This window comes from Cyanobium sp. BA20m-p-22 (assembly GCF_024346275.1).
Classification (GTDB): Bacteria; Cyanobacteriota; Cyanobacteriia; order PCC-6307; family Cyanobiaceae; genus Cyanobium_A.
Genome location: NZ_JAGQCQ010000104.1, coordinates 1 through 10,777, shown reverse-complemented (window position 1 = coordinate 10,777; position 10,777 = coordinate 1). Strand labels below are relative to the sequence as shown.

The following is a 10,777-nucleotide window of genomic DNA, read 5'->3' as shown; positions in this document are numbered from 1 at the left end:
ACCCCTTGCAACGCCAGCCGCTGGGCCAGCCGCCTGGGATGCGCGGCCCACCCCGGCTACGCAGGGGTGGGGATGCCGGGGGAATTACACCACTGCTGGGGACGCCAGCCTGTTCAACCCCGAGAACGCCCAGTATCTCAACTTGAACAGCACCGGTTCCAGCATCTGGAACCTGCTCGAAGCCCCTGCCGAATTGGAAGAGCTGATCTTCACCCTGCAAGCGCGCTATGCCGTGGACCCGGAGACCTGCCGCCATGAGACAGAAGTCTTTGTGGCAGAAGCGCTCAAACGGGGCATGCTCGCAGAAACCCAACCGGCATGATGCCGCTGCTGCGCTGGCCCACCCGACTGTTTGCCTACGGTTTGTTTTGTCTGCTTGATCACTGCATCTGGCTGTTGATCCAACTGCTGCCAGGCCCGAGGCTGATCGGGTTGGCCCGCAGGCGCCCCTGGACACGCTGGCAACTGCAGCTCGCCCCAGCCCGGCAGCAGCTCTGGCGCGGCCGCATGGCTTGGCTGTTGCGCACTCGCTGCCGGCGCGCAGGCTGGGCCAGCACCTGCCTGAGCCGTTCGCTTAGTGGCAGGCTGCTACTCGATCTGATTGGCGTGGCCAATGAGCTCCATCTGGGCATGAGCAAGTTCAGTGATGGCCGCAAGGTGCCCCATGCCTGGCTCAGAGATCCGCAGTCCGGCAGGCTCTACACCCCTGGCCTCACCCCCGGGGCTGGTGCGCCCCTCACCCAGTTCTGATCACCCGCCGCAGGCATGCCTCTTCCGTTGCCCAGCAAAGATCCCCAGCCCCTGGCGGCGGGTCTGTATCGCACCGATGCCTTCCATCGCCACCCCCTGTTTCAGGTGGGATACGAGGTGGTTCGCAGCTGGAACGAGGCCCACGCCCTGCATGGCGATGCCAGGCCGGACGATGTGAACCCCGCCTATGTGGCTGCCCTGATCAGTGGGAACCACAACGCAGAAGCGGCGCCCTACACCCGCATCCGCCGCTTGCCGCGGTCTCACCACGTGCTGGTTGGCAGCGACGGCGCGGTGCTTGCCAGTGCCTATGACCCGCTAGCTGGTGGGGCAACGGCCATGGAGCCAGAGACGCTGCATCAGTTCCTGCGGCAGGGATTGGTGGATCACGTGCAGCAGGCGGTGGGCGGACACCACGGCGTGATCGGCTGCGAGCACAGCAGCGGCCTTGATTCCAATGCGGTGCTTGGGGCCCTGGTGCATGGCGTAGGAGTTGCTCCTGAGCGGCTGCACACCTGGAGCCAGGAAGGCGGCGGTGAGGGAGCGCCCCTGCAGCAGTTCAGGCCGTTTCACCGCTTGCTGCCCGAGCAGTGCCATCGCTTTGAACCAGGGAATGGTGAAGGGGGGCCGGGCATTGATCTGCTCCAGCAGCAGCTGAATGTGTTTGGGGCCCCAGCCCAAATCGGCGGCAATCCCCAGGCGGTAGCGCTGTTACGCCAGCAGGGCTGCTCGCTCGTGTTCAGTGGGTTTGGTGGAGATCAGGCCATCAGCCACAACGCCGCCAATGTGTCCAGTGACCTGGTGGCGCTGGGGCGCTGGCGGGCCTTGCTGCACTGGATGGGCGGCAGGCGGGCGGCATTAAAAACCGCAGGGGGCCGCGCCCTGGCGCTGAGCTATCGCCCCTGGGCAGTGAACAAGGTGCTGCGCCGCACCCGCGACTTCTGCTCCAGTGATGTGTTGAGCCGCACGCTCACCCCTGAGGGGCGCATTTGGATAGGGCAACACCTCAAGGAGCAATACCCCTGGGAGATTGATGGCTACCTGAGGCAGCACCACTCGATTCGCCGGCGGGTGCTAGCCGATTGGGTCGCCGTGCGCGTAGAAGACGAAACCCGTCTGGCGGCCTCTCTTGGGATGGCCAAAGCGTTTCCCCTGCTGGATGAACGCTTGATTGCGGCCCTGCTGCAGCAAGATCCGGCGCTGTTCGGCGAGGGGGCTGGCCGCGGGCGGCTTTTGCACCGCAGGGCTTTTGCACCGTTTCTGCCCCCGTTTCTACGCGACAACCCGACTAAGGACCGCGAGCCAGAGGGCGGCCTAGATCAATGGCGCTCTGAGCTGATCAGCAAGCAACATCAGGCGCTGGAACGCAGCTTGAAGGCAACGAGCGATTGGCATCCAGCACTGGCGAGGTATTGGGATTTGGAGGCGATTCGTCGCGAAACAGAAGACGTGTTGGCCAGCGCTGAGCCGACGATGAAAGGAGTGATGGGCACTAGCCGTGCTCTCGCCACCATGAAGGCCCTCAGCGGCTGGTGGCAAGCGCTCGATGGCTAAGCGCCCAGCACCGCTTGGATGATTAACGCCTGGCGATGGGCTGCTGCCGCAAGCGTTGCAGAGCCTGGATGCAGTGAGGATTGAGCTGCAGCTGCCAGCTGATCCAGCAGGCGCAGGTTTGCAGCTCCCATGGCATTCAAGCCCTTCTGAGCTAACTGCCGGGCGCCTATCGCGTCGTGGCCGCCGCGTTTAAGGCTTCCTTGCAGCGCCAGCTTGAGCATGGTTTGCACTCGCTCAGGGTGTTCCTGGTGGCAACACAGGTGACTGAGCCTCAGACCATCGGGCTCGAGCGTTACGCGTGGTGGATCAAAGGGATGCACGGGTGCTCGTTGGCCCTGATGCTCCACTCGAATGGTTCCCACCCCTTCAACCGTGATCTCCAGGGGCGCACTGTGGGCAAACGGGGTGGAGTGATCGCAGTGGCCGTAGTGGAGGGCTAGATCGAGAACGTCGCGGCGATTGCCGTAGTGGGCAAAACACTCGCGGCTTCCTGCTTGTGCGGCCTTGATCCGCATCGCGCCATCGCTGATCGCATAAGGGGCTCCCTGGTGATGGTGGTTAAGGAGATCAATCAAGGGCATCAGCACCGGCCGGCGCTGCTCTTGTTCAAGAGTGGCTCGCCAACCAAAGCTGCGGGTGGAAAGGAATCCCTCGGCCGCCGAGCGCTCCACCTTGGCCGCATGGCCAGGCTTGAGTGGTGCAAGGGCCGCCGCCACGTTGGCTGAGGCGTCAACAAGCCGGGCAGGATGCTGGCTGCTCCACCAGTGCAACTTGCCAGTGGCGTTATGGAGCTCGACGTGCAGCTGCAGCAGCTCAAACTGCACGGCAGTGGCGGCTGGAGGTGGCTGCAGTAGCTGCAGGGCATCGGCTGAGCCGGTCCATTTGGCCGCCTCAATCGGCAGCAGCAACTCGGCGGGCAGGCTGATCAGTGCGCCGGTTGTTTCTGGTGGTGCCAGCAGGCGCATGGCGCCTTCGTTCACCTCAACCTGCAGCTGGGGATGCCACTGGGCCCCATGGGCAGCGCACAGGTGGGCGATCTCTTCAAGAAGCGCCGTGGCAGCTGGCTGGTCGCTGGCAATCGCGAGCTTCATTCGAACTCGGCTGGTTGGCTGGCGGGCGAGATGGCCACCACACTCCCACTGAGCTGATCCGCCGCGCTGCATTGCCCCGCCGTTGTCTCTGGCTGAAAAGGCGGAGGGCCCAACCCCACCCACCAGCTGGTGCCATCGCTGGCGAGCGACCAGGCCGGTAGCGCTGCCTCGAAGCTCAGCCGTGGCGTTTGGCTGATGCGCAGCCCGCTGGCTTGCACCGATGTGATCTGGCTGCGCCAGCGCTGTGGTGCGCGCTGCTCGCTGGTGAGCAGCAACCAGCCCGCTTGGTTGGCAATCAGATCCATTGCCTGAACGCCGGATCTCAGCGGAATGGGCTGCACCTGGATCGGGCCGGAGTCACCCCGTTTGGCGATGAAGGCCAGCTGGTTTTGGGCTGGGGTGGCCCGCTCAATCCAGGAAAAGCGCTGCCCAGCCCCGGGCACACCTGGCAGCAGATCAGCCGCGCTGATATCTGGGCGCGCCTGCCAAAGGCCATCTGGCCCTAATTGCTGCACCGCCGCAAAACTCCGCCAGCGCCCACCGGCCTGCAGCCAACGCTTAAGGCCTGGCCCTGGCAACGCCTCAACGGCAAACAATTCGCCAGCTAGGGGCAGCAGGGCCGTGGCTCTCCAGCCCGCTAGCCGTTGCACGCTCCAGCGGCGGCCGCCATCGCGCGACACCGCCAGCGCCGAACCATGGCGATCCGTTTCCGGACCGGTGGTCACCGCGTCCGGCACATTGCCGGCAACCACCATCGCTCCTTGGTGCCAGGCCAGGTCGTAGGCGTGAATGAAGCGCGGCAGCCTGCGCTCTTGCCACCACAGGCCGCCAGTGCTGGAGCGGCGGTAGAGATTGCCCCAGCGCCAGCTGCCGCGGGCATCGGCACCGGTGATCCAGAGCTGCTGGCCATGGGGCACAAAGCGGCTGATCTCCTCCTCTGGCAGGGTTGCCTCCTTTAGCCAGCGCCCTTGATCGAGGGCATAGGCCCACACCGGCACAGGGCCTGCGTTAGCCGTAGGCCCGTCGTTGGCGGCATTGCCTAGGCCCACGTAGAGCCGCCCATCGAAAAGGGCGAGATCCCAGGGGGTGCGCGGCAGGCTCTGCCAGCAGGCGGGATAGCGCAGGGCGGCGGGATTGCCCAGGTTGCGGGCCTGCCAGCCTTTGGTAAGTAGGTGCAGCGGGGCAGCCGCCGGTTTGCTGGTGGCTGGTTGCTGCCAAGGCCAGGGGAGGAGCAGTGGCAGGCTGCGCGCCGGCTCCAGCTGGGGCCAGAGCCAGCGGGTTAAGCCAACGCCGGCCATTAAGGTCGCGGCAAGGGCAGTCCACCCCTTCAGCCCCATGCCGCCCGACTTCATCAGCCAGCGCATCCTGCCTCGGCTACAGCGGTGGCGGCTTGTGGCGCGCTTGGCCCGGGAAGCTGGCTGGCGCCACCTGAGCGGCCTGGCGCTGCTGAGCGGCTTGGGCAGTGTGCTGGATATCGCTGGCTTAGGCGTTGGTGTGTCGCTGCTGCTTGGGGCAACCCCAGACACCAGCTGGCAGCTGCCGGTGCAACTCCCCTTGCCGCAGGGGCTGGCGGTTTTGGTGGCACTAATGCTGTTGCGCGGGCTGCTGCAGGCGCTGGCGGCGATCGGGCAGGAACGGCTGCGCTCTGGCTTCACCGATGGCCTGCGCCAGCAGCTGTTCGGCCAGGTGTTGCAGGCCTCCTCCACCCAACTGGAACAGCTGGGGCGGGGGGAATTGCTCGGCTTGTTGATGGCTGATATCAGCCGCTCGGTGTTGGCGCTCGATCAAGGCATGCGCTCACTCCAGGCCCTGCTCTCCTTAGGGATCTATGCGGCAGGTGTGCTGGTGGTAGGGCGGCAAGCCGCTTTCCCTCTTGTGCTGGCCCTGGCAGCGACTGGCGGCGCGGCCTTGCTGCAACGCTCCGGCAGCTGGCAACTGGGCCGCCTGCAGAGCCACCTCAATGGCGCGCTGCAGCGCACGGTTGGCGATGGCCTGCATGGCCTGAAAGCCGTCCGGGCAGCGGCGGCTGAATCCTGGTTACTGCAGCGGTTTGCGCAAGACAACGACCGCTTTCGCCGGGTGCTGCGGCAAACCGTGCAGCGTCAAGCCCTGTTCACGGTCTGGCGCGACACCTTGGTGGTGCTGGTAGTTGGGGGGTGGCTGATCTGGGGCCGGGCGGGACTGGGGCCCGCCGCCATTGCCACCACCTTGTTGCTGGCTTACCGGAGCGGCACCGCCCTCAGCGCCGTAATCAATGCCCAGCGCCTGTGCTTAGGTGCGCTGCCCGGCTACGACGAGCTCTGCAAGCGGCGCCAACTGCTCAGGCCCGCAGCACCGGCGCAGCAAGCCAGGACGGCCAAAAGCCAAACCCTGGCAGGCCTCAACGACCCTCAAAATTGGACAGCCCTGCATTGGAGTCCAGCAACCGCTGGGAAGGAGGCAGAGAGGGTTGAACTCAAACCAGGGTCTCTGGTGGCGGTGGCAGGCCCTTCCGGCAGCGGCAAAACCACCCTGCTGGATCGCGTTTGCGGCCTGCTGGGGGAAGACAGCAGCCAGTGGCAGATCGCATCGCAAACGGGCGCGATTGCGCTGAGCGGCTCAGCGGGAGCCCGCCAGCTGCGTGGGCTGCTGGCCTACGCCCCGCAGGAGGCTGTGTTGTTTGAAACCAGCCTGCGCCACAACTTGCTGCTCGATCAAGAGGCGCCTGCAGGGCTAATTGAGGAGTGGCTAGAAAAGCTGGGATTAAGCCATCTCTGCCATCGCGGCAGCGGCCTAGACGATCCCATGCCCCTGGCGCTGGATCACTTCTCCGGCGGCGAGATTCACAGGCTGGGCCTGCTGGGAGCCTGGCTGCGCAACCGCCCGGTGGAAGTGCTGGATGAACCCACAGCCTTTCTTGATGCGGAATCTGCCCAGCGGGTGAGGGCGATCCTGGCGGAACGAGCCAGAGAACGGCTGGTGCTGGTGAGCACCCACGACCCGGAGCTGATCAAGCAGGCAGGCAAGGTTTTGAGGCTGCAGGTGAGCGACAGGCAGCAAGCAGAACGACTGCACCATGGCTGAACCCGCTACCGCGACGCTGAAGCCTGGTTGCTGGTGCCCTGCCGCTCATTCAGACGCTGCCTGAGGCGGGCGATTCTGGCTTGCAGAAAACCAGCCAATCCGCGGTCTTCCCCGGTTTCAGGATCTGAAAAAGCGGCGGGCAGCAGTGTGTAGAAGAGCAGGGTCCGGATCCAGTCACGGGCGTCATGACTCAGCACCAGCAGCCGCCACACAGTGGAGGCCCAGCGCCGTGGCGTCCAAGGGCCCGGGCCCTGGCTGCGCCATGGCATGACCTGGGCTTGAGCTGCCCGGACCATTGCCCTGGTTGAGCCGGATGCGTGACCCAGGTTGCGCCGGCTTACGGCCTCACTTCCAGTTACCACGTGGGTGACGGCGCATGACCAGCGCACGGTTGGCTGACGGTGCAGTTTGCTCAGATCAATGCCCTTGAGCTGGTTGGCCAGGCGATCAACGTCGATCAGATTGCGTAGGCACATCCACTGATCCGTGGCCGCATGGGCGCAGGCGTGCTGAAAGGCATGGAGGCGGCTGAGCGTGGCCACGATCTGATCATTCAGAGCAAGCTGCTCACCGCAGTGCCACGCCAGCGCAAAGCTGGGAAGTGGCTCACGCGCATTGGCGAGGGCCCAGTGCAGATCAATCCACTGGAGGCCAGCCGGACTTTGGCGAACCAGCGAAAATTCATAACCAGCCCAGCGGCTGTAGCGCCCCCAAACACTATTGAGCTGGCGCGGAAACTGACCTTGGCAGCGGCTAAAACCAGCACTCTCCAGCAACGCCACAGCCTCCAGCAACCGTTTGGAATCCACCAGCAAATCCAGATCACCGCGGCCGCGGCTGGTGAGGGAGCCCGTGGTTTGCAGGGCCAGTGGGATGCCCTTGATCACCAGCATGGGCATGGCGGCCTGCTCAAACAGGGCCGCGATCTCGCGGGTGAGGCTGGCGAGGGCCATGGCGGCCATGGCGTCCTGACGTGCCAGCGCCTGGAGCGCAGGGGCTAGATCCGGCAACAGCCTGGCGACGAGTGGATCACCATGCAGCAGACACTCCAAGCGATGGCGCCGGATTGAGGTCAGCAGCGCCTCTTTTGGCACGGCATCCAGTTGCTGGCTTAGGCCCGCAGGAGCGTCCAGGTTGCCCTCGCGTTCCCGCTGCAACACCAGCCGAACCAGGGCTTTGGTCGCCTCCAGGGCTGCAGGTGTCAACACGATGTGTACACCCAGACAGCGACGAGAGGGGCCGGGCCGAAACTAGGACCAATTCCTCGATCAACGGATGACCGGCAGCCAGGCGCATTACCGAGCTTTTGAGCTGAACTGGCACTGCCAAGGCCTGGCGATTCCTGAATTACCAGGCTGTTCAATGGAAGCGTTGGCCGGAGCCGATCCGCTGATCGCGATTGAGCCAGAAGATCCGGACCACTGGCCGCAGCTGGAGCCTGGGCCCCACGACACGCCATTCCTACAGATGGCCCGCGGCGATCTGCGGCTCACAGTGGACGACATCGGGCGCTTTCGCATCACGGATGGCGTGCGCATCGCCTGGCACAGGCAGCACAGCGGCGTGAGTGACCAGGACATCAGCACCTTTCTGCTAGATTCGGCGTTGGGTGCCTTGCTGATTTAGCGCGGCATCTTGGTGCTGCATGGCAATGCGCTGGAAACAGACGGCAAAGCCATCGTGTGCATGGGCCATTCCGGCGCCGGCAAATCCACCCTGGCCTACGGGCTGATGCAGCAGGGATGGCGGCTGTTGGCCGACGATCTGGTGGCGGTGAACCCCGACGGGTTGGTGCTGCCGGGCATCCCCCGGATCAAGTTGTGGCATGACACCACCAAAGCGTTTGGGCTGGATCCCGCTGATCTACCGCCGATCCGGCAGGGGATGCAAAAATATCTGCTGATGGGGGAGGCTCTGCAGCGGGCCGATCGCCCGGTGCCACTGCAGGCCTTGTATCTGATTCACCAGCGCCGCCACGACAGCGCAGGCCCGGATCAGGGGCGGATCACCCGGATCACCAGCCAGCAGACGGCGGCGCTGCGCCTGCGCAATCAGGCCTTTCGGCCCCGGTTTGTGCGGGGCCTGGGCCAGGAGGGGCCCAACTTCATGGCCTTGGCCTTGCTGCAGCGGCGCGTGCCCATGGCCATCTTGCCGCTGCCAGCGGGCATCGCTGCTATGCCGAGCTGGCTTAAGGAGCAGGATCTCCTGCAGGCGGCGGCCGAGGCCGCCGGGCCCGAGGAAACCAGCACCGCGGAGTTGGTGGCGCCATGAGTGAACGCGAGCCCTACTGGTATCTGGCCAGCTACCCCAAATCGGGCAACACCTGGTGCCGGGTATTTATTACTGAACTCAGGCGTTTGGCTCGGCTCGATAGCGCCGATACCACAGAAGCAGCTCAGCAAGAGGAGCGTGAGCTGCGGCTCAACCGGGATCTGGCCACGGGCTCGATCGTGAGCAGCCGCCACTGGCTTGATGACCAGCTCGGGATCGACAGCAGCGATCTGCGCTGGAGCGAGCTGGATAAGGTGCGGGGCCGGGTGGGCCATCAGCGGGCGCTGTATGCCGAATGCCTGCGCTACCACAAGGTGCACGATGCTTTCACCAGCCCGGATTCGGCTGGCCAGCCGGTGGTGCCCACCGAGGGGTGCCGGGGGGCGGTGGTGGTCATCCGCCATCCGGCGGATGTGGCGGTGTCGCTGAGCCATTTCTTCTCCTGGGATCTGGAGCACTGTGTGGTCTTTTTGTTGAACGAGGAAGCAGCGCTGTGCCGCTCAAGCAAAAGGGGCCGCCAACAGGTGCGCCAGTTCATGGGCAGCTGGGCCAACCATGTGCGGAGTTGGGTGGATCAGCAGCAGATCCCGGTGCTGCTTCTGCGCTACGAAGACCTGCTGGTGCAACCGGAGCACCACTTCCGGCGGCTGGCCACCTTTCTCGACCTGCCTGCTGAGGAGCCGCTAATCCGGGAGGCTGTGGCCAACACCCGCATTGACAAGCTCCGCTCCAAGGAAGACGAGGAAGGTGGATTCCACGAGCGACCTGAAGGATGCGAGCGATTTTTCCGATCGGGCCGCAGCGGCGAAGGCCAGGAGCAGCTCACCGGCGAGCAGCTGAAGCAACTCGAGGAGGCCTTTGCGGCCCCCCTGGATCGCTTTGGCTACGGGGCGGCGCCGGCAGAGGTGCCTCTGCTGGGCCTGTCGGGCGATGGGAGACTGGCATCCCAACAACCTCGCCTAAATTGAAGCAAACGCTCCCACCTGGGAGATGACCCTCGCACCCCCTGCTCCAACCGCCCCCCAGGCCCCCGCAACCGGTCTGGCTCCCCTTCTGCTGCCGACGGGCCTGAAGCTCAGCCCAGAGCAGTTCGCCCTGGTGTGCGAGGCGAACCCCGAGGCGGTGCTGGAACTCACGGCCGCTGGCCAACTGATCGCGATGACCCCCACAGGTGGTGAGACCGGAGGCCGGAACAACCTCCTCAGTACCCGTCTGCAGGTCTGGGCCCTAGGCCATGGGGGCTGGAAGGTGTTCGACAGCTCCACCGGCTTCCGCCTCCCCGATGGCTCCGTGCTGAGCCCCGATGCAGCCGTGGTGCGGCTGGAGCGGTGGCAGGCGCTCACGCCCGAACAACGCCGAGGCTTCCCGCCCTTGTGCCCCGACCTGGTGGTGGAGCTGGTGAGCCCCTCCGATGAAGGCCCCCGAGGCAGCGAAGCCCTGCGGCGCAAGATGGCCGCCTACCTCGCCAATGGCGCCCAGCTGGGCTGGCTGCTGTTTCCGCAGCAGCGGGCTGTGGAGATCTGGCAGCCGGGAGCTGATCCTGCGGCGCCGGTGGTGATGGATCGGATCGAGGCGGCCGAGGCGCTGGAGGGGGGCGAGTGGCTCCCGGGGCTGCGGTTGGAGCTGGCGGAGATCTGGGAGGGTTAGATCTTTCGTGCCAACCTGCCTGGATCCCTGGGCCTGAGTTTGCCGTCGTGGTCGCCAGCGACAAGCTTTTTTATTGGCTCTTCCAGCACCAACCGGATCGCATCCTGCCGCTGCTGCCCGATCTGCCCGCAGATGCCAGGGGTTACACCTTCTCGGCGCCGGTGCTCAAAGAGCGCGAATACCGGCTCGATGGCCTGTTTCTGCCGCCGCCAGAGCGGCCGGAGTTGCCAGCGCTGATTCTTGAGGCCCAGATGGCCGCCGACGCTGGCTTCCTGCGGCGCCTCTATGCCGAGACAGCCCGGCTACTGCAGCAGGAGCCCACGATCCATCACTGGCGGGTGGTGGTGCTTTGCCCCTCCAGCCAGCTGAACTTCGGCGATCCAGCCCCGGTGGCGGAGTTT

Annotated in this window: 12 protein-coding genes; 9 read left to right on the top strand and 3 right to left on the bottom strand. The window is 65.2% G+C overall.

Annotated features, from left to right (window positions below):
- The 3 genes from KBZ15_RS10345 to KBZ15_RS10335 form a co-directional block, all read left to right on the top strand.
- Nucleotides 1-322 (top strand): PqqD family protein (locus KBZ15_RS10345; RefSeq protein ID WP_255015142.1); only part of this gene is annotated, 322 nt, incomplete at its 5' end.
- Entirely contained in the window at nucleotides 319-750 is a 432-nt protein-coding gene (locus tag KBZ15_RS10340) for a lasso peptide biosynthesis B2 protein (RefSeq protein WP_255015141.1), read from the top strand. The genes KBZ15_RS10345 and KBZ15_RS10340, both read left to right, overlap by 4 nt.
- Before the next feature lie 15 nt (nucleotides 751-765).
- Nucleotides 766-2,304, top strand: a complete 1,539-nt coding sequence (locus KBZ15_RS10335) for an asparagine synthase-related protein (RefSeq protein ID WP_255015140.1) — start codon at nucleotides 766-768, stop codon at nucleotides 2,302-2,304.
- Here the strand turns inward: KBZ15_RS10335 and KBZ15_RS10330 are convergent.
- Together KBZ15_RS10330 and KBZ15_RS10325 are read right to left on the bottom strand one after the other, a co-directional pair.
- Entirely contained in the window at nucleotides 2,301-3,395 is a 1,095-nt protein-coding gene (locus tag KBZ15_RS10330; protein WP_255015139.1) for a hypothetical protein, read from the bottom strand. The genes KBZ15_RS10335 and KBZ15_RS10330 overlap by 4 nt on opposite strands.
- On the bottom strand, nucleotides 3,392-4,693 hold the full coding sequence (locus KBZ15_RS10325) for a hypothetical protein (protein ID WP_255015138.1): 1,302 nt from the start codon (nucleotides 4,691-4,693) through the stop codon (nucleotides 3,392-3,394). The genes KBZ15_RS10330 and KBZ15_RS10325 overlap by 4 nt, the downstream gene beginning before the upstream one ends.
- Nucleotides 4,694-4,730: 37 nt before the next feature.
- Between KBZ15_RS10325 and KBZ15_RS10320 the strand changes: the two genes are divergently transcribed.
- Nucleotides 4,731-6,458 carry an ABC transporter ATP-binding protein gene (locus tag KBZ15_RS10320; RefSeq protein WP_255015137.1) on the top strand — a complete coding sequence of 576 codons (1,728 nt, stop codon included), beginning with the start codon at nucleotides 4,731-4,733 and terminating at the stop codon, nucleotides 6,456-6,458.
- Between the two features lie 5 nt (nucleotides 6,459-6,463).
- Here KBZ15_RS10320 and KBZ15_RS10315 read toward each other — a convergent pair whose 3' ends face one another.
- Nucleotides 6,464-7,663: a nucleotidyltransferase family protein gene (locus tag KBZ15_RS10315; RefSeq protein WP_255015136.1), complete on the bottom strand. Its 1,200-nt coding sequence runs from the start codon at nucleotides 7,661-7,663 to the stop codon at nucleotides 6,464-6,466.
- 157 nt (nucleotides 7,664-7,820) lie between these two features.
- On the opposite strand from KBZ15_RS10315, the gene KBZ15_RS10310 reads away from it, so the two are divergent.
- The 5 genes from KBZ15_RS10310 to KBZ15_RS10290 form a co-directional block, all read left to right on the top strand.
- Entirely contained in the window at nucleotides 7,821-8,084 is a 264-nt protein-coding gene (locus KBZ15_RS10310; RefSeq protein ID WP_255015135.1) for a hypothetical protein, read from the top strand.
- Nucleotides 8,085-8,096: 12 nt separating this feature from the next.
- Nucleotides 8,097-8,729 (top strand): hypothetical protein, encoded by a 633-nt coding sequence (locus KBZ15_RS10305; protein WP_255015134.1) that lies wholly within the window; start codon nucleotides 8,097-8,099, stop codon nucleotides 8,727-8,729.
- Complete coding sequence (locus KBZ15_RS10300; protein WP_255015133.1) at nucleotides 8,726-9,697, top strand: sulfotransferase domain-containing protein; 972 nt, start codon at nucleotides 8,726-8,728, stop codon at nucleotides 9,695-9,697. Before KBZ15_RS10305 ends, KBZ15_RS10300 begins: the two co-directional genes overlap by 4 nt.
- A gap of 22 nt (nucleotides 9,698-9,719) precedes the next feature.
- A complete protein-coding gene (locus KBZ15_RS10295) occupies nucleotides 9,720-10,376 on the top strand; it encodes a Uma2 family endonuclease (RefSeq protein ID WP_255015132.1) in 657 nt (218 codons plus the stop codon).
- 47 nt (nucleotides 10,377-10,423) lie between these two features.
- Nucleotides 10,424-10,777: Rpn family recombination-promoting nuclease/putative transposase (locus tag KBZ15_RS10290; RefSeq protein WP_255015131.1), on the top strand; the 354-nt coding region annotated here is incomplete at its 3' end.